The 21,315-nt window shown below is 45.5% G+C and carries 4 protein-coding genes; all 4 read left to right on the forward strand.

Annotation, left to right across the window (positions count from 1 at the left end):
- Positions 1–275: 275 nt before the first annotated feature.
- The 4 genes from MiSe_RS18220 (at position 276) to MiSe_RS18235 (ending at position 21,221) form a co-directional block, all read left to right on the forward strand.
- On the forward strand, positions 276–4,238 hold the full coding sequence (locus tag MiSe_RS18220; RefSeq protein WP_226583094.1) for a non-ribosomal peptide synthetase: 3,963 nt from the start codon (positions 276–278) through the stop codon (positions 4,236–4,238).
- Entirely contained in the window at positions 4,235–10,921 is a 6,687-nt protein-coding gene (locus MiSe_RS18225) for a type I polyketide synthase (protein ID WP_226583098.1), read from the forward strand. Before MiSe_RS18220 ends, MiSe_RS18225 begins: the two co-directional genes overlap by 4 nt.
- Positions 10,922–11,232: 311 nt before the next feature.
- Positions 11,233–12,633, forward strand: a complete 1,401-nt coding sequence (gene bcmE, locus MiSe_RS18230) for a thiamine pyridinylase (protein WP_226583101.1) — start codon at positions 11,233–11,235, stop codon at positions 12,631–12,633.
- Positions 12,634–12,698: 65 nt separating this feature from the next.
- Positions 12,699–21,221: a non-ribosomal peptide synthetase/type I polyketide synthase gene (locus MiSe_RS18235; protein WP_226583104.1), complete on the forward strand. Its 8,523-nt coding sequence runs from the start codon at positions 12,699–12,701 to the stop codon at positions 21,219–21,221.
- Positions 21,222–21,315: the final 94 nt, after the last annotated feature.

Consider the following 21,315-nt stretch of genomic DNA (forward strand, 5'->3'; position numbering starts at 1 on the left):
GGAAAAAAATTTTTTAAGTTAACTGTGAAAACTGGCGACAAAAACCTATTGCAAAGGAGATTGACAACGCGCTAACAATATGATAAATATATTATTGTTATTTGCTTTGTGGATTGCTATAAATTAGGGATATAAACCAAATATTTCGGGCTGCTTTTTTTAAAGCAGAAATTATTTATTTATTTATTTATTTATGAGATAAAAAATAAAAAGTTACATATGACAAAGTTGCATTGCTAGTAATAGGTTGTGATTAATGGAGGTATGTACAGGCGATGCATAGCAGAAATAGTCTAAATCAGCAGCAGAAATATTGGCTACAGCAGATTGATAGCGAGCTGCCTTTATTAGAAATACCATCAGATTATCCACGCTCCTCGGTAATCAAATCATTTATTAGAGATAAGGAAGCAGTTGAGCTTAATGAAAATATCTGCCTAAAATTAGATAAATTTTGTCTAGATGAGAACTTTACTACCTTTACCACGCTCCTGGCTGCGTTTAAAGTTATTTTGCTTCGTTATACGAGACAGAATGATATAATTGTAGGAGCCATATCCGCCGATAGTATTCGGGAAAAAGAGGGAGCGAGTCATGAGAAATTTATCAATCCAGTAGTCCTGCGAACCAATATAACCGAAGAGCTAACTGCGAAAGAAGTTTTAAGGCGCGTTGCTAAAACAGTTGAGGAGGCTGCACAGAATAGAGATTACCCATTTGAAAAGCTGGTTGTGGCACTTAATGGGAAGCAAAATTTAAGTGCGGCAGCGATTTTTCAAGTGATGTTGGTGCTGTGCGGTGTACCGTTTTGTCTTTCTGAAGCACCAATAGAAGAACAGAATATGGTGTCTATTCAGAAACATAGCACCTTGTGCGATCTAGTTTTTTTGGCTTCTCAAAAAGAAGGGAACTTAATCATAACCTGTGAATACAACGCCGAGTTGTTTGAGTCAGCCACAATTAGGCGGATGTTGGGGCATTTGCAGACCCTACTGGAAAACCTCATCGCCAATCCAGACCAGTGTATTTCCACCTTGCCACTGCTTACAGAGCAAGAGCGACATCAGTTATTAGTAGAATGGAACGATACCCAAACAGACTTTCCGCAAGATAAGTGTATCCACGAACTGTTTGAAGCTCAGGTGGAACGAACTCCCCAAGCAGAAGCTGTAGTCTATGAAGAAAAGCAGCTAACCTACCAACAGCTGAATCAAAAAGCTAATCAACTGGCGCGCTATCTGCAATCGCTCTTAGTAGGATCAGAAATGCTGGTGGGTATCTGTATTGATCGCTGCTTAGATATGGCAGTGGGACTGTTGGGGATTCTCAAAGCTGGTGGCGCTTATGTTCCGTTAGACGCAGCTTATCCTCAAGAGCGTTTAGCTTATATGTTGTCAGATTCCTCTGTGGGGGTACTGCTGACGACTAAGAAGTTACTGAGTGCATTACCACAGCTAGCTCAGGCAGCCCAAGGGTATGAAATAATCTGCTTAGATAAAGACTGGGAGGTCATTTCTCAACAAAGCGAGCAGAATCTAGTCAGTCAGATTCAACCGGGCAACTTGGCTTATGTCATTTATACGTCAGGTTCTACAGGGCAACCCAAAGGGGTAGCCATGACGCATTTTGCTCTTTGTAATTTGATTTCCTGGCAACTCCAAAATACGACAGTTTCCAGCACAGCGAGAACTCTACAATTCGCTCCCTTAAGCTTCGATGTCTCCTTTCAAGAAATCTTCTCTACTTGGTGTTCTGGGGGAACGCTGGTTTTGATAAAAGAGGAAGTGCGACGAAATCCGGTAGCTTTGTTAAATTTCCTGACTGACAAAGAAATTGAAAGAATATTTCTTCCCTTTGTCGCTTTACAACAATTGGCTATTGCTGCAAACTCAGCATCAGTTCCTACTACATTGCGGGAAGTAATTACTGCTGGGGAACAGTTACAGATTACAAGTGCGATCGCCAACTTGTTCAGTCAAATAGATTGCATTCTGTACAATCATTACGGACCAACAGAGAGCCATGTGGTCACTGCTTATAAGCTGACAGGAGAAGTAAGCAGCTGGTCTGCCCTTCCTCCTATCGGTCGTCCTATAAATAATACACAAATATACATACTCGATAAATTTCTGCAACCAGTTCCCATCGGGATTCCCGGTGAACTTTACATTGGTGGCAATTGTCTGGCTTTGGGCTATATTAACCGCCCAGAGTTAACTCAACAGAAGTTCATTTCCAATCCTTTCGGTTCTGGTCGCCTGTATAAAACTGGAGATATAGCCCGCTACCTAAGAGATGGCAATATCCAGTATCTTGGTCGTGCTGACCATCAGGTTAAGGTGCGGGGTTTCCGCATTGAACTGGGGGAAATAGAAGCCATACTGGCACAACATCCCATCGTTAAAGAGAGCGTAGTCATTCCTCGCGAAGATGTCCCCGGCGACAAACGCTTAGTCGCCTATGTAGTTCCAAACTCAAACGCAGCTTTTGCTTTAAACCAAGAATCTGATGTTGAGCAAATTGCACAGTGGCAGTTGATATGGGATACAAATTACAGCCTGCCAGCTGCTGAAGGCGATCCCAGCTTTAATACTGTAGGTTGGAGAGATAGTTATACAGGTCAGCCAATTTCCCCCCACATGATGCGCGAATGGCTGGATACTACAGTAGAGCGTATTCTCTGTTGGCAACCAAACCGCGTATTGGAAATCGGCTGCGGAACCGGAATGCTGTTGTTTAAGATTGCCCCTCACTGTAGTTATTACCTGGGCACTGACATTTCTCATGAGGCTTTGCAGTACGTCGAGCAGCAGTTGCAAAAGTTAGACGGCACTTGGTCGCAAGTTTCCCTTTGGCACAGAGCAGCAGATAATTTTGAGGGAATCGAACCTTCGTCATTTGACACTGTGGTGATCAATTCTGTAATCGAGCTGTTTCCCAGCATGAATTACTTAGTCAGTGTCTTGGAAAAAGCCGTGCGGGTAGTAAAATCCGGAGGAATCGTTTTTATCGGGGATGTACGTAGCTTGCCACTGCTAGAAGCTTTCTATGCCGACGTTGAACTGTATAAAGCTCCCGCCGAGCTATCCAGAGACCAGTTGCGGCAGTACGTGCAAAACAGCATGAACCGGGAAGAGCAGTTAGTGGTCGAGCCAAATTTTTTCACGGCACTAAAGCAACTTATCCCGTCAATCAGCCATGTCCAAATTCAAATCAAGCGCGGTCGCTACCATAATGAACTAACTAAATTCCGCTACGATGTTATTCTTCACATAGAAAAAGAGGTTTGCCCCACAGGAGAAGCACATTGGTTAGATTGGCAGAAAGATAAACTCAGCGTGCCAATTGTCCGCCAGATACTTACAGAAACCGAACCAGAAATTTTAGGGATCAAACACGTACCCAACGCCCGTCTGAGTGCAGAAATCAAGCTCCTAGATTTGCTTTCTTGTAATGAAGGATCTGCTACAGTAGGTGAATTGCGAGAAGCCTTGCAACCGTTTTACGGACATGGGGTGGAACCAGAAGATTGGTGGGCTTTGAGTGATGAGTTATCTTATACGATTTACATTAACTGTTCTGGGGCAGAGGCTTTAGATTGCTACGATATAATCTTTCAACAAAGCAATACATTTTCACCTACTTTGTCGAACTCGGTGTCCAATGAACAGATAAAACCTTGGACAGCTTATGCTAATAATCCCCTTCACAGACAAAAGGCTGGCCAGCTCAGATCGGTATTACGAAGTTATTTGAAAGAACGTCTACCTGACTATATGGTGCCTCCAGCTTTTGTTGTAATCGATAAAATGCCTCTGACACCTAATGGAAAAGTAGACCGTCGTGCGCTACCTGCCCCAGAAATGGCTAGACCTGAATTATCAACAGCTCTAGTAATGCCTCAATCAGATGCTGAGCAACTCATTGCTAAGGTTTGGCGGGAAGTCCTTCAATTGGAGGTGGTAGGAATTCATGACAATTTTTTTGATTTAGGCGGACATTCGTTGCTCCTCCTCCAAGTTCGTAATAAACTAGGCGAAATTGTGGGTTCAGAAGTATCAATTGTATCGCTGTTTGAATACCCTACGATTCATACTTTAGCCCAACAGATAAGTCAAAGTAATGGAGAATTTTATACAGTTAAACACCAGCAAAGTGCTAGAATTGACCGGCAGTTTCCAAGACAGCAGCAACAAAGAGATCTAAGGCAAAGCCATCGGGAAAAGAAAAAATTATGACTATTAATATTAGAGAATCAGATATCGCCATCATCGGTATATCATGCCGCTTCCCTGGCGCTAAGGATGTTAATGCATTTTGGCAGAACTTGCAAGATGGGATAGAATCAATTTCCTTTTTTTATAATGATGAATTGGAGCAAGGAGACCAGAGTTTACTGCGCAATCCCAAGTATGTAAAAGCAGGCGCTGTTTTACCCAACATTGAAGAGTTTGACGCAGAATTTTTCGGCTACAGCACCAGAGAAGCCGAAATCATGGACCCGCAACAACGGATTTTTTTAGAATGTGCCTGGGAAGCCCTTGAAAGTGCTGGTTACAATCCAGAAACTTATCAAGGGTTGATAGGAGTTTACGCAGGTTCGGGCATGAACACTTACCTGCACAACAACGTTCATCCCAACAGGGGCTTTTCTCCGGCTCGCACCTTCTTAGAATCAACCAACGATTTACAAGTTAGGCTTGGGAATGAAAAAGATTTTCTGCCCACAAGGGTTTCTTACAAGCTCAATTTAACTGGACCAAGTGTTAATATTCAAACGGCTTGTTCCACAGCACTGGTAGCAGTTCATATGGCCTGCCAAAGTTTGCTCAACGGTGAATGCGACATAGTTCTGGCAGGAGGAGTTGCCGTATGCGTTCCGCAAAAAATGGGGTATTTGTACCAAGAAGACATGATTTGGTCTCCCGATGGACATTGTAGAGCCTTTGATGCTGAAGCGAAGGGAACTGTGTTCGGCAATGGCGGCGGAATCGTTGTCCTGAAATTGCTCAGTCAGGCAATCGCCGATGGGGATTGCATCCACGCTGTGATCAAAGGGTCAGCTATTAACAACGATGGTGCAGCGAAGGTGGGTTATACAGCTCCTTCCGTGGAGGGTCAAGCCGCTGTCATCTCTGAGGCGCTGGCAGTAGCACAAATTGACCCAAGCACGGTCACATACTTAGAAACCCACGGAACCGCTACCAGTCTGGGAGATCCCGTTGAAATCGCAGCGCTGACAAAAGCCTTTCGCCAAAGTACCAATAAAAAGGGTTTTTGTGCAATAGGCTCTGTCAAAACCAATATAGGACATATCGCTGAAGCAGCAGGTATCGCAGGTTTGATCAAGACAGTCCTGGCACTAAAACATAAAGAATTACCACCTAGTCTGCACTTTAGTCAACCCAATCCCAATATTGATTTTGCTAACAGCCCCTTTTACGTTAATACAACGCTATCTGAATGGAAAGCGAATGGGACTCCAAGACGTGCTGGAGTTAGTGCTTTCGGCATGGGGGGGACGAATTGTCATTTAGTTCTGGAAGAAGCACCCCAAGAAACCAAAAATCAAGAGTCAAATGAACGTCCGCTACATATTTTGACACTAGCGGCAAAAACACAGAAGGCTCTGGAAGAGTTGGCACAAAATTATGTAGTTTATCTAAAGTCCCATCCAGATGTTTCCCTTGCAGATATTTGTTTCACAGGGAATGCAGGGCGCAAGCACTTTAACCATCGTTTCGCAGTTACGGCTTTCTCTTTAGAGCAGCTTTGCGATCGCCTGAGTAATTTGGGACAAGAGAGTGCTGATGTGGCGATAGGGAGCGCGAACAACTCCCAATCAAAAGACGCAATCGCTTTCCTTTTCACGGGTCAAGGGTCCCAGTACGTGAATATGGGACGCCAACTTTACCAGACTCAACCGATTTTCCGGGAAACCCTCAATCGCTGCGATGAAATTCTGCGTCCGTACCTAGAAGTATCCTTGCTGGAAATCTTGTATCCCAACAGCGATCGGTCTCATCCAAAATTAGATGAGACTGCCTACACTCAACCTGCTTTATTTGCCCTGGAATACGCACTCTTCCAGTTGTGGAAATCTTGGGGCATAGAACCCAATTTCGTCACAGGCCATAGTGTTGGGGAATACGTAGCAGCCTGTGTAGCTGGAGTTTTTAGCCTGGAAGATGGCTTGAAATTGATTGCCTCTAGGGGGCGTTTAATGCAAGCGCTGCCTCAAGATGGCGAGATGGTAGCGCTGTTAACAGATGAAGCACAGGCACTAGCGGCCATTCAACCCTATGTTCAAGAGGTATCAATTGCTGCTATCAACGCTCCAGAAAGCATCGTAATTTCCGGTAGGCGTGAGGCGATTAACTCCATCTGCGCTACGTTGGAAGCTTCGGGGATCAAGACCAAAAAATTAAATGTCTCTCATGCTTTTCACTCACCGTTAATGAAATCGGTGTTGGTAGAATTTGAGCGAGTTGCACGACAAGTAAGCTTTTCTTTACCACGGATTAAGCTAATTTCTAATGTTACTGGTACGGAGGCAACAGAGGAGATAGCAACTCCAGAATATTGGTGTCGCCATGTTCTACAACCTGTTAGATTTGCTGCAAGTGTGGAAAGCCTTGAGCGCCATGGAGTGGAAGTATTCGTTGAGATTGGACCAAAGCCAATTTTATTAGGAATGGCGAGCCTTTGCCTGCCCGATAAAAAAGCACTTTGGCTCCCCAGTTTGCACCCGGATCGAGACGACTGGCAGGTGCTATTGACCAGTTTGGCAGAACTATATGTGCGCGGAGCCTCTGTAAATTGGTTGAACTTTGACCAAGGCTATTCCCGTCGCCGACAACACCTGCCGACTTATCCCTTCCAGCGACAGCGCTATTGGGTAGAAGCAGGCGGGGAGCGTGCGAATAGAACGCTTTCCCAGAATAATACTGCCCGCAGCCAGAACCTTCATCCTCTCCTAGGGCAACAATTATATTTAGCAGCAACCCAAGAAATTCGTTTCCAATCCCAAATTAGCCAAGACTTCCCATTCTGGCTAAAAGACCATTGTCTTTTTGGAAAAACGATTTTGCCAGGAACAGGTTACTTGGAAATGGCGTTAGCAGCAGGGTCTGTTGTAGCCAAAGCTGATAATCTTAGCTTAGAAGATGTTGTCTTCCAACAAGCTCTGATCTGGCAGGAGGATGAAGTCAAAACCGTTCAAGTGATTTTGGCTCCCCAAGAAGCTAATGTCTATTCATTTAAAGTTTACAGCCTTGAACCTTCTACAGATAAAAACAATCCTCACCCATCGTGGACGCTGCATACTTCTGGCAAGCTAGTTATTAAAGAAGAAAAAGAGTTAGTAGCTGAGTCGGTAGATTTGGCGGAAATAAAGGCGCAATGCACCCAAGAGATTCCCATCGATCAGTTGTACCGACGGTTTCAACAGCAGAAACTGGATTATGGGTCAAGCTTCCAGGGGATTAAACAGCTCTTTAGGTATGAAGGAGTGGCTCTGGGCAAGATAGAATTAGCGGAGGAAGTGGTTTCTCAACTGGAAGACTATCAGCTGCACCCTGTGTTGTTAGACATTGCCTTACAGGTTTTAGATGTCATCTCCCCTGACGATGAAAAACAAAATACCTATGTGCCAGTGGGTTTAGAACGCCTGCGGGTTTACGGTCGTCCTAGCGTCTCTATGTGGAGTTATGCACGAAAGCGAAAAGTAGAGGGCGAAGGTCAACAACAACAGATCCTGAACGCTGATATAGAGTTGTTTGCTGATTCTGGAGAACTCATTGCTGTTTTAGAAGGCGTTCAACTTAAGCCTGTCCGTCGCGAAGCCATGTTAGGCATCCCACAAGAATCCTGGGAGAACTGGCTTTATGAGGTAAAGTGGATACCTCAGGTGCGTTATGGTCTCCCAGTGGATTATATGCCTACTGCCAATGAAATTAGCGATCGCCTCCTGCCCCAATTCACTGATTTATTGACCCACCCCAGTCTGGCAGTTTATGGGGAAATATTTACTCAACTCGAAGCTTTGAGTGTCGCTTATGTTCTGGTGGCTTTCCAGGAAATGGGATGGAAGTTTCAGCTTGGTGAGCGCTTTTCCACAGAGCAAATAGCCCAGTACTTAGGTGTGGTCAGTCAACATCGGCAATTGTTGAGTCGTTTGCTTCAAATGCTAGCCTCCGAGGGAATCCTCCAACAAATAGGTAAACAGTGGCAAGTAAACTCAACCCCTGAAATTCAAGACCCAAGCAAGGTAATAAATTCCTTATCCTGCCCAGAAGCCGAAGCCGAAATCACCCTACTAACGCGTTGCGGTTTCAAAATAGCGCAGGTACTCCAGGGAGCATGCGAGCCGCTACAGTTATTATTCCCCGAAGGAGACACAACAACTTTATCCAAACTCTATCAGCACTCCCCCATGTTGCGGACAATGAACGTTCTGGTGCAAAAAGCAGTCATAGCAGCACTGGAGCGTTTGCCCCAAGGACGCGGGTGGCGAATTTTAGAAATTGGTGCTGGCACTGGCAGTACAACGAATTACATCCTACCGCATCTATCTACAGAAAGAACTGAGTATGTCTTTACCGATATTGGAGCTTTGTTTGTCGAGCAAGCGCAGGAGAAGTTTAAAGCTTACCCGTTTGTGCGCTATGAAGTTTTGGATATTGAAAAAGACCCACAATCTCAAGGATTTAAACGCCATCAGTACGATTTAGTAGTGGCGGTAAACGTGCTGGATGCCACGAGAAATTTACGTACCTCTTTGCAACACGTACAGCAGTTGTTGGCTCCTGGTGGTATGCTGGTGTTGATGGAAGGAACTGCTCCTGTGCGCTGGATAGATCTGACATTTGGGTTACTTGAAGGTTGGTGGAAGTTTGCAGACCATCAGTTACGACCAGACTATCCCTTGCTACCTACTCGCTCGTGGCAAAAACTATTACAGGAGATAGGGTTTAAAGAAATCCTCAAGGTTGAGCCGGATCTCAGTGTTACCCAAGGAATAGTTTTTATGCCACAGTCCGCGATCGTGGCACAAGCTACCGCAGCTATTCCAGATCCAAGCACAAAGAAGAACTGGCTGATTTTTGCTGATGGTCTAGAGGTTGGTCAGCAGTTAGCAGCACTCCTGCGTGGCAAGGAAGAGAATTGTACCATAGTATTGCCAGGAAACGAATACCAACAAATAACTGATCGAGAATTCAGGATAGACCCAGCTAATGCCGAACACTTTCAGCAACTATGTGAAGCTGTCCCTAGCATACAAGGAGTAGTGCATCTGTGGAGTTTAGATGCACCACAAACCCAGGCAAGCTCGGACTTAGAGATTGCCTCAAAGGTAAGCTGTGGTAGTACTTTATACTTAGTCCAAGCTCTCGTTAAGAACTATTCTGAACCTCCTTCCTTATGGTTAGTAACCCAAGGGGCACAAGCTGTAGGAATAGCGTCTGGTGTGCCCGGAGTAGCTCAATCTTCCTTATGGGGCATGGGGAAAGTTATCGCTCTGGAACATCCCGAACTGAACTGTGTGCGCTTGGACTTAGACCCCGACGCGCCAGACGCAGTTCGGGTAATTTTTGAAGAAATAAGTTCACAGACTCCAGAAGATCAAGTTGCTTTTCGTAAGGGTACGCGCTATGTGGCGCGACTGGTACGCAGAAAACCCCCAGCTAGTTGGTTACGCTCAGAGTCTTTCCAGCTAAAGACATCTGAACAAAGAATAGGCGATGCCGCTTCCCATAGTGTTAGCTTTCGTCAGGATAGCAGCTATATGATTACTGGCGGTTTGGGCGATTTGGGTTTACTGGTGGCTAGCTGGATGGTAGAATGTGGTGTACGACATTTGGTGCTGGTGGGGCGCAGTGCAGTTAAGCCTGCTGTCCGCAGTCAGTTAGAGCAACTAGAACTCTCTGGCGCAAGGGTGGTAGTCGCGCAAGCAGATGTGTCTGACTACGAGCAAGTGTCCCAGTTGCTGAACTCCCTTGTGCAATCCTCACCACCTCTGCGAGGAATTATCCACGCTGCTGGTGTTTTGGATAAGGGGTTAATGCAGCAGCAAAACTGGGAGCAGTTTACGCGAGTGATGGCTCCAAAAGTGCTTGGGGCATGGAATCTACATGCGTTAACCCAAAACCAGGCTTTAGACTTCTTTGTGCTGTTCTCTTCCGTTTCCTCTTTATTCGGCGCTGTGAATCAAACCAGTTATTCTGCGGCCAATGCTTTTCTGGATGCTTTAGCCTCTTATCGTCGGGCGCAGGGACTACCTGGCTCCAGTATCAACTGGGGACTTTGGGGCGAGGTAGGAATGGGAGCGAGAAACCAACAGCTAGCAGAACGGCTTAATCGGATGGGAATGGAAAATATGGCCCCTCAGCAAGGATTGCAGGTACTGGAGAAGTTTTTCAAAGAAGCACCTGTACAACTTGGGGTTATGTCCATCAACTGGTCGCGTTTCCTGGTAGGACAATTGGCGAAATCGCCATTCTTGGCTGATTTGAGCGGAGAAACTCAGGGATTGCGCTCTCAGTCTTGGGAAGAGAGTCCAAAGAGTGAATCTCCTTCGCTTCGCAACGCTCTTGTGTCTGCGACGCTAGCAGAGCGTAAACAATTATTGAAGTCTCACATTTGCGAACAAGTAGCCAAGGTACTAGGATTTTCTGCCACCAAATTGGACATCGCGAAACCGTTGACCAGTCTAGGACTTGACTCCTTAATGGCAATCGAACTGAGGAATAGGCTCAATAAGGAGACGGGGGTAAACTTGCCCGTAATGAAAATCATTCAAGGTCCAAGCATTTCCCAACTAGCAGAGCTAATACTTGAGGAATTAGCATTGGCGAAGATAATGCTGTCAGCGCTACCATCCACTGAACTCGCTGAGGATATGGAGGAAATCACTCTGTAAGATACAGCAGATTGCGGGTAATGAGGTACACTAAGATTTGGTGCATCAACTACGACAATGAAAGCTTACGCCAGTTTTCTCCTAAAACAACAAAAATGGTTGATACATTAATTGCGATCGCACTCGATTTGTTTAATCCTAGACATTTAAGAAATTGGTTTGCTAACTGCTGCTACTGTACCTCATAAACCTGAAATCTGCTGTATTACTTTTATAATTGCTGCGTTCGTTGTAGTTTAATGTTCGTTTGCTTGGCATGAATCTACTGTATAAACTCATTAACCGTTATGTTCTGTTTGAAGAGTAAGCCAATGAAATTTCAAAAAGTCCTAAAAGGCGCTATCTCCATCTTAGTAATTGGATTTATCGTTATAACGAGTACTTTCGCCCTTTGTGCTCCTGTTTTGGCTGTTGAGAATCCGCAAGAACTTGTTTTAGCCTTGTACCCTTACGTTCCCAGACTTGAACAATTCAAAAATTCAATTCAGCAAAAATGGCAAGAGGTTGAACCCAACGTTACTCTGAAAATACTGTCCTCAGAGGATTGGGATGGGGGATATGAAAAAGATCCTCCAGAGAATGTGGATGTTTATGTATTTGATGCCATTTTTCTCAATTATTTCAAATCAAATGGGCTGTTATTGCCATTGGAAAAAACCGAGATTGAAGGGAAGGAAGACTTCTTAAGCTATGCCAGTGAGGGTGTGCAATTTGACGACAAATTATATGCGATTCCTCAATTGGGTTGTTCTAATATGTTGTTTTATTGGGACACAGATACTGCCCTGAAAAACGCTACACAATTAACCGAAATATATCAGACAATAGGCAAGTGTAGTTACACCAGTAAGATACCTCCTGATTCACGGGGGTTAATGATTGATATGGGAGGCGGAACCACGAATTCTTGCCTTTACATGGATGCCCTTGCCAGCGTGAAAAATGAATTCCCTGTGCCACAGCCTGGGGATGAACAACAGGTTGACACCCAGGCGATGGACAACTTACGTACGCTGTTAAAGATGGGCAGTTACTATAACGGTACTCAGCAACAGTCTTATGAAGCTGCTTCTTGGTTTAGCAATGGGTATGGTAGAGCTGTAGTAGGGTTTACCGAATCAATGTCGGCAATAAGTCCAGAAGCCCTACAGCACATTGATTTCAAAGTGATGCCACTTTCCGATAATGACGAAAAAGCCCTATTTTATGCGGACGTGATTGGCATTCATCCAAATGTTGAGCAACGCGGTACCCGTCAATTAGCTGTGAAACTGGCCAATTTATTGGCGTCTTCTGAAAATATGATTGATAGTATTGGGGCAGAGCAATCTGGTCAGCCACAGTACTTAATGCCTACTCGCCACACAGTTTTTTCTCAATTGGCCAATTCTTATCCCAATTATCAAAAAATGTACGACCTAGTAAACAGCGCTAATCCGATCTTGTTTACCTTAGATGAGGATGCAAAGACCTGGTTGGAGAGCATGAAAGGCACACTGTCACGAATGGTGAGCGAAAATTATGTCTGCGGTTGCGATATTGTTGCAGGATCAATTTGGAATCAGCAGGATGCAGAAAGCAAATGTCCCTCTATTTGTGCCGAACATGGTGGCTGGAGCGGTGAATGGGTTACTACAGTTGAAGATCAAAACTCTGTTTGCGGTTGTAACACCTGTCCTGTAGGTACTACTTTGTACAGATATGGAAAATAGAAAATAGCATGTTTGTCAAGAGTTTAGGGAAACAGGTATAGCGTGAGTGACCAGGGAAAAAACTAATGAACCTTAAGCAATTTGTAGGTGAACTTGCCGAGCAGGGTGTAAAGTTGTGGGTCGAAGACGATCAGTTGCGCGTTCGTGCTGCAAAAGGAGTATTGACACCAAATCTGCGTGACTTACTGGCATTGCATAAGGCAGAGCTTGTGAAGTTGCTGCGGCATAGCAACGCGAGGGCAAATGATACTCACTTACCCATTGTACCTGTTTCACGAACTGGGAACTTGCCTGTGTCTTTTGCCCAGGAACGAATGTGGTTCTTGAGCCAGTTAGACCCAACTAACCCCCTTTACAACGAACCACAAGCTCTACGATTTCATGGTTTCCTGAACGTCGTTGCGTTAGAGAAAAGTCTCAACAAGATTATCCAACGTCACGAAGCTTTACGTACAAATTTTGTAACGGTTGATGGGCAACCAGTTCAGGTAATTACTGAATCTTTGACCTTAAGTGTACCAGTAGTAGACTTGCAACACTTAAGAGAAAGTGAGAGAGAAATCCGGGTACAGCAATTAGCAACGGCAGAAGCCCAACAACCCTTTGACCTCGCAAGTGTTCCTTTAATCCGAGCAACTTTGCTTAAGCTAACAGAGGTAGAACACGTATTGCTGCTAACAATACACCACATTGTCTTTGATGGTTGGTCATGGGGAATAATTTTACGAGAGTTAGCAACTATTTACTCAGCCTTTTGCAATGACTTGTTCCCCGAGTTACCCTCTCTACCGATTCAGTACAAAGACTTTGCTGTTTGGCAGCGTCAGTGGTTAAATAAAGAGCTACTTTCGTCTCAACTGGCTTATTGGAAGCAACAACTGTCCGGTGCGCCAGATTTATTGGAACTGCCAGCCGACCGAGTGCGAAGAGCAACTCAAACCTTCCGGGGAGCGCATCAAAGATTTACACTTTCAAAAGAGCTAACTGCGGAGCTGATGAGTTTAAGTCAGCGGCAAGGAGTCACCCTCTTTGTGACGCTTCTGGCGGCGTTTCAAACATTGCTTTACCGTTATACAGGGCAGACTGATATCTGCGTAGGGACGCCGCACGCTAACCGCGATCGCGCCGAAATTGGGGGATTGATTGGATTTTTCGTCAATACCCTCGTCCTGCGGACTGATATGTCGGGCAATCCGAGTTTTGAGGATGTACTGTATCGAGTTCGGGAAGTGACGCAGGGAGCTTATGCCCATAAAGACCTACCGTTTGCGAAGTTAGTAGAGGAATTGCAGATAAAACGTGACCTAAGCTACACACCACTGGTGCAGGTGATGTTGGCGTTTCACAATGTGCCGATGCCCGAGATACAGATCGAAGGCTTAACGGCGAGTCCATTAGCGGTAGAAAGCGCTACGGCGAAGTTTGATTTGCTTTTATCTTTAGAAAACACCGCCTCTGGACTAATTGGGGAATGGGAATACAATACCGATCTGTTTGATGGTACCACCATCGAGCGGATGGTAGGACATTTCCAGACTTTACTAGAGGCGATCGTCGCGAATCCAGAACAGCGGGTTTCTGAATTGCCCCTGCTGACAGAGCGAGAGCGGCACCAGCTATTGATAGAGTGGAACAACACCACAAAAGAGTATCCCAAAGATAAGTGTATCCACCAGTTATTTGAGGAACAGGTTACGCTTACGCCCGACGCCATTGCGGTGGTTTTTGAAGGGGAACAACTGACCTATAATGAGCTTAACCAACGGGCGAACAGGATCGCACATCACCTGCAACGCCTGGGCGTGGGGCCAGAAGTGCTAGTGGGGATCTGCGTAGAGCGCTCCCTGGAGATGGTAGTAGGATTGCTGGGCATCCTCAAGGCTGGTGGCGCGTATGTACCTCTTGACCCAACTTATCCTTCCGAGCGTTTGGTCTTCATGCTAGAAGACGCTCAAGTGCCAGTGCTGCTGACTCAGGCGAAGTTAGTAGAGTCTTTTCCTAAACATCAAGCACGAATTGTCTGTCTAGACACAGACTGGGAAGTCATTGCCCAACAAAGCAAGGAGAATCTTAAAACCAGCGTGACGCCTGACAAAACGATCTATGTCGTTTACACCTCCGGCTCAACGGGGTTACCTAAGGGAGTTGCTGTTCCTCATCTGGCAGTAAACCGCTTGGTACTTAACACAAACTACATTAACTTAGGTTCAAAAGATGTAATTGCTCAAGTCTCGAACAGTTCTTTCGATGCTGCTACATTCGAGATTTGGGGAGCTTTACTTAACGGGGCGAAGCTCGTTGTTATAACTAAGGATGTAGCGCTTTCACCCTTGGATTTTGCCGCCGCGATCAAAGAGCAAGGAATTACCGTATTGTTCTTGACGACTGCTTTGTTCAATTTGCTAGCAAGAGAAGTCCCGTCGGCTTTCTCTTCAGTGCAACACCTTTTATTTGGAGGAGAAGCTGTCGAACTTCGGTGGGTTAAAGAAGTGCTGAAGAATGGTCCACCTGTACGGTTGCTTCATGTTTATGGGCCTACCGAAAGTACAACATTCACCACTTGGTATTTGATACAAGCTGTTCCAGAAGGGGCAAAAACCATTCCCATCGGTTGCCCCATAGCCAACACTCATTGTTTTCTGCTCGACGAGCATCTAAAACCTGTTCCCGTCGGTGTCCCTGGAGAACTGTACATCGGTGGAGATGGTCTGGCACGGGGCTATCTGAACCGTCCCGATTTGACTTCTGAAAAATTTATCCCCAACCCCATAAGTAATGACCCACGATCACATCTGTACAAAACAGGAGACTTAGCCCGTTACCTAAGTGACGGCAATATCGAGTTTCTGGGTCGAATTGACAATCAGGTGAAGCTTCGCGGCTTCCGCATCGAACTTGGAGAAATTGAAGCTGTGCTGGCCACTCATCCCCAAGTTCAAGAAACCACAGTCATCGTCAGAGAAGATATCCAAAGCGATAAGCGCCTCGTCGCCTATATCGTTCCCAAGACCAAGACGGAACCAAACGCAGCACTACCTACAGTCAGTGAGTTGCGCTCCTTCCTCAAAAGTAAGCTCCCCGACTACATGGTGCCAAATGCCTTTGTAATATTAGAGGCAATACCCCTGACTCCCAATGGTAAAATAGACCGCCACAACCTACCAGCCCCAGACCAAACTACTAGACCCGACGCAACTTATGTAATGCCGCAAACTAGGGTCGAACAAATCGTCGCAGCCGTTTGGCAAGAGATGCTTCATGTAGAGAAAGTGGGGATTTATGACAATTTCTTCGAGTTGGGAGGTCACTCATTGCTTGTGGTTCAGGTTCACCACAAATTGCAAGAAATCTTGGGAGTGAAGTTATCAGTAGTTGAAATGTTTCAATACCCAACTATACATTCTTTGAGCGAACACTTAAGTGATAATTTAGGTATACAGGATGCTTCAAGACAAAGCAATGGTCATGGGTTGAATCTTCGCGCTCGCCAAGCTTCAATGCAGCTACAAAGGCAACTTAGGCAGCATTATCAGTCAGATATAGCCATTATTGCTATGTCGGGTCAGTTTCCAAAAGCTCAAGATATAGATTCCTTATGGAATAACCTATGCAACGGGATAGAATCTATATCATTTTTTTCGGAACAAGAAATGGTCGCCGAAGGTGTTAACATAAAGTGGCTGAATAACGCTAAACATGTAAGAGCCAGCGGTGTATTGTCAGACATAGAGCTATTTGATGCTTATTTTTTTGGTTATAGTCCCAAAGAAGCTGAATTGATAGATCCGCAACAACGCTTATTCTTAGAATGTGCTTGGTCAGCCATAGAAAAAGCAGGTTATGACCCAGAAAACTACAAGGGGTTGATTGGGGTTTACGCAGGATGTGGCGGGAATGATTACTTACTAAAAAATCTTTATCCTAACCGCGATATTTTAGAGTTGAACGATTTTGACAACCTGAGTTTTGGCAATGCTCCAGATCATCTGACGACTCGGGTTTCTTACAAACTCAACCTCAAAGGACCTGCACTTAACATACAAACGGCTTGTTCTACTTCATTAGTTGCCGTACACTTAGGGTGTCAAAGTTTGCTGAATGGCGAATGCGATATGGCGATCGCGGGTGGCGTTTCCATCCATCTTCCCCAAAAGACAGGCTATTTGTATCAAGAAGGCTTAATTTTATCTCCCGATGGACACTGCCGAGCTTTTGATGCCAAAGCAAAGGGAACTGTAGGTGGTAACGGTGTGGGAATTGTCGTTCTCAAGCGCTTAGCAGATGCGATCGCCGATGGTGACTACATCCATGCAGTGATTAAAGGCTCATCCATCAATAACGACGGTTCATTGAAAGTCGGCTATACAGCTCCCAGTATAGATGGTCAAGCCGCAGTAATTTCTCAAGCTCAGGCTGTAGCCGGAATTGATGCCGAGACAATTACTTATATAGAAGCTCATGGCACTGGAACTCCTCTAGGAGATCCCATTGAAATTGCAGCGCTAACACAAGCATTTTGTGCCAGTACCCAGAAGAAAGGCTTCTGTGCAATCGGTTCGCTGAAAACAAATATCGGACATCTAGATACGGCTGCTGGGGTGGCAGGTCTAATCAAGACTGTTCTAGCACTAAAACACAAGTTACTGCCACCTAGCTTGCACTTTGAACAACCATCACCCCAGATTGACTTCGCCAACAGTCCCTTTTACGTCAATACCAAACTCTCCCCGTGGGAAACAAACGGCACTCCCCGCCGTGCTGGGGTCAGTTCTTTTGGTATGGGGGGTACTAATGCACACGTCGTTTTGGAGGAAACTCCTGCTGAATTTGAGTACAAAAGTCAGGAATCTGGGGAGCCGGGGAGAAAGTTTCAGTTGTTGGTACTCTCCGCCAAAACTGAGAGGGCACTCGATACTGCAACTGCAAATTTGGTTGAACATTTAACTCATCATCCTGATATTAACCTGGCTGATGTAGCTTACACGCTAGGGGTTGGTCGCAAAGCTTTCAACTATCGACGGATATTGGTGTGCCGTGACAGGGAAGATGCTGCCAATACACTTTCTACCCAAGATCCGAAACGAATTTTTCCCAACGTCCAAGAACCTAAAAATCGCTCGGTCGCGTTCATGTTTTCGGGTCAGGGATCGCAATATGTGAATATGGCTGGGGAACTCTACCAAGAAGAACCGGCATTTCGCGAAAATATCGACCTTTGTGCAGAACTGCTTAAACCCAACCTGGGACTTGACTTGCGCTCTGTGCTGTATCCGAGTGAAGAACAAGCAGAACAAGCGGCAGAACAATTGAAGCAGACTGCGATCGCACAACCCGCACTATTTACCATTGAGTACGCCTTAGCTAAATTATGGATGTCATGGGGCGTGCATCCCAAAGCAGCAATTGGTCACAGCATTGGCGAATATGTGGCTGCAACTCTTGCAGGCGTTTTCTCCTTAGAAGAAGCATTATCCCTCGTTGCTGCACGGGGCCAGATCACGCAGCAAATGCCTTCAGGGTCGATGCTTGCTGTACCACTTCCCCAACAGCAGGTGCAACCCCTCCTTGACAATAAACTCTCCCTAGCTGCAATTAACGGGTCATCCCTTTGCACGGTTTCAGGTGCTACAGATGCAATAGAAGCACTGCAACAGCAACTTCAAGCACAAGGCGTGGAATGTCGCCTCCTGCATACCTCTCATGCCTTCCATTCCTATATGATGGAACCCATTTTAGAGACATTTACCGAGCAGGTGAAAAAAGTCAACCTAAAACCCCCTCAAATTCCCTATATTTCCAACGTGAGCGGAACTTGGATTACAGCAGAGGAGGCAACAAATCCAAGTTATTGGGCTAGACATTTACGCCAAACTGTACTTTTCAGTTCAGGCTTGCAAAGGTTGTTGCAAGAACAAGACTTTATTTTACTAGAAGTTGGTCCTGGAAAGACGCTGAGTGCGATTGCGAAAAAACATGTAGATAAAGCGGCAGAACAGGTTATACTTTCTTCGTTAAGACATCCCCAAGACCAACAATCTGATGTGGCTTTTTTGTTGAACGCATTAGGCAAACTCTGGCTTGCAGGAATACAAGTAGATTGGGCAGGATTCTATGCTGGCTCCCAACGTTACCGCCTACCGTTGCCGACTTATCCATTTGAACGGCAGCGTTACTGGATTGAACCGCCTAAAGAAGCAGGGACGCGAAAAGAATTAAATTCCCACTTCCACAACGCTGTCCCGGAATGGACATCAATAGTAGAAGCCGGTCGGACGCAGGCACTATCTGAACTCCCGAATTTTGACAACCCCACGTACCACGCAAAACAACAGTGTTTGAATCTTTTGTGCGTTGCTAACATGAACCTTGCTTTGAGAGACTTAGGTGCTTTTAGCAATCCAGCCGAAAAACATTCGATTAAAGATTTATTGTCGCAATTTTCGATTCTGCCGGAATATGAGCAATTGCTGTCTCGATGGCTGAAAGTTTTGGTCGAACACGATCAGTTACAGCAAGATGGGGAAAGGTTTACCAACTTTGTGCCAATTTCAACAGAGTCTTGGAATGCGCTTGCAGAAGAGGTCAAAGTCAGATGGGCAGACACGCCCCTATGGGCAGAAACGGTTCTGCTTGTTCGCGAAAAGCTTGCTGCCCTACTAACGGGACGAGAAAACTCGCGGGATGTGTTTTTTGCTAAAGGCTCCTTCGATAAGGCGGAAACTGTAGCTGGAGATTGGCCCATGCTGCATTACTATAATGCGATCGCGCGGGCAAGTTTGCAACGGGTAGTGAAATTATTGTCACCCCAAGTTAAGCTCCGAATTTTGGAAATCGGGGCGGGAATGGGACTCACCACAGCAGAATTGCTACCGGTTCTGCCACTGCAACAAACTAGCTATACCTTTACTGACGTGGGACGTCTTTTCCTGGACAATGCCAAACAGAAGTTTAGTGCTTATCCATTTCTCGAATACCGCCTACTAAACATTGAGGAATCACCCAAGGCTCAAGGGTATGAGGAACATAGCTTTGATATGGTAGTAGCCGCAAATGTGCTACATGTAACTCGTAATATGGGAGAAACCCTAGAGCATGTCCGCTCTTTATTGGCTCCTGGAGGTTTTCTGCTGGTTTGGGAAGTAACGCAACCTCTGTTAGAGTTTGATATCACCGATGGTTTTCTGATGAAACCGTTAGATGATGGAGAACGAAGCCAAAGTAATCCATTTTTATCAAAACAACAGTGGATCTGGGCGCTACGGGAACATGGATTTGTTGAGGTAGCTGCTTTGCCTGAAACAGAAGTTTTAGGATTCCATATTTTGCTGGCTAAGGCTTCTGGATTCGCGAATGTATCGGCGACTACAGCATTTACAGTATGCCCTGATGATGCTATCAAGACCGATGTTGAAACTTTGCAGGCAAAGTCTCCAAAGAAAGATTTCTCCTCACTCCACTCAACAAGACCGAATTTACCGAATCCCTATGTTGCTCCCCGCAATCAGATCGAACGAACCATAACTGAAATATGGCAAAAATTCTTTGGTATTGAGCAGGTGGGAATCTACGATGACTTTTTTGAATTGGGGGGAGATTCCTTGCTGGCAGTTCACCTGATTTCTAAATTATGTGAAACCCTGAAAATAGAATTGTCTTCTCACAGCTTGATCAGTTCATCCACTATTGCGAGTTTGGCTGAATTAATAGAACAAACCGCGACCGCCTCTACCCTTCTTAACCAACCACCTAAACAAGCCCTGCCCGAATTACTGGTCGAAATTAAGTCCGGTAGTTTTAAACAACCTCTTTTCTTAATACATCCTGCTGGCGGACAAGTCTACATATATCGTGATTTGGCAAAATATCTAGGCTCAGATTATCCAGTCTATGGGCTACAGGCACAAGGGATAGATGGGAAAAAACAAACACTCACTCAAATTGAGGAGATGGCGACTAAATATATCGAAGCACTGCGCGTTGTCCAGCCTGATGGACCATATTTTCTTGGGGGTGCTTCTTCTGGAGGTACTGTGGCTTTCGAGATGGCACAGCAATTGTTGGCACTGGGTGAACAAGTAGCACTGCTCGCACTCATAGATACTCCAGGTCCTGGTCAAATGCCCGCGAAAGTGGAAGATGATGATCTGCTTTTGTTGGCTTATTTACTCAATGTCGGTGCTAACTTTTCCTTTTCTCCAGAAGATTTTCAACAAATGGAACCGGACGAGCGATTGCTTCAATTTGTAGAGCAGGTTAGGCACTCTATGAGATTGCCTCCTGATTACGGGCTTGCCGAGCTTCGCTTCTTCCTTCACCTCCTCAAGGTGGACGTTCAAGCTATGCGGAGCTACATACCACGAATCTACCCAGGTCGGGTCATCTTTTTCCGCGCCAACGAGCGGGATGCAACTAATCCCCAAAACCCAGAGCTAGCTTGGGTGAATTTGGCAGCGGGAGGATTAGAGGTTCACGAAGTCCCTGGTAATCACATTACTATGAATTACGCTCCCAACGCCCAAGTCATAGCCGAACATCTGAGGGCATACCTGTTGTCTTTGAGCGTTGGGAGCAGTAAACTAAATACTTAAGTTAACCCTCGTTCCCAGGCTGAGCCTGGGAACGAGATATCGAGGCTCCGCCTCGTTGTTGATACTGCTGCAAGATGTGAACTTAGGGACTTGC

Source organism: Microseira wollei NIES-4236, assembly GCF_020521235.1.
GTDB classification, from domain to species: Bacteria; Cyanobacteriota; Cyanobacteriia; order Cyanobacteriales; family Aerosakkonemataceae; genus Microseira; species Microseira wollei.

Excerpts from the sequence above, each read along its gene's own strand:
- MiSe_RS18235 (WP_226583104.1), top strand. The coding sequence starts at position 12,699 with ATGAACCTTAAGCAATTTGTAGGTGAACTTGCCGAGCAGGGTGTAAAG.
- MiSe_RS18220 (WP_226583094.1), top strand. The coding sequence starts at position 276 with ATGCATAGCAGAAATAGTCTAAATCAGCAGCAGAAATATTGGCTACAG.
- MiSe_RS18225 (WP_226583098.1), top strand. The coding sequence starts at position 4,235 with ATGACTATTAATATTAGAGAATCAGATATCGCCATCATCGGTATATCA.
- bcmE (WP_226583101.1), top strand. The coding sequence starts at position 11,233 with ATGAAATTTCAAAAAGTCCTAAAAGGCGCTATCTCCATCTTAGTAATT.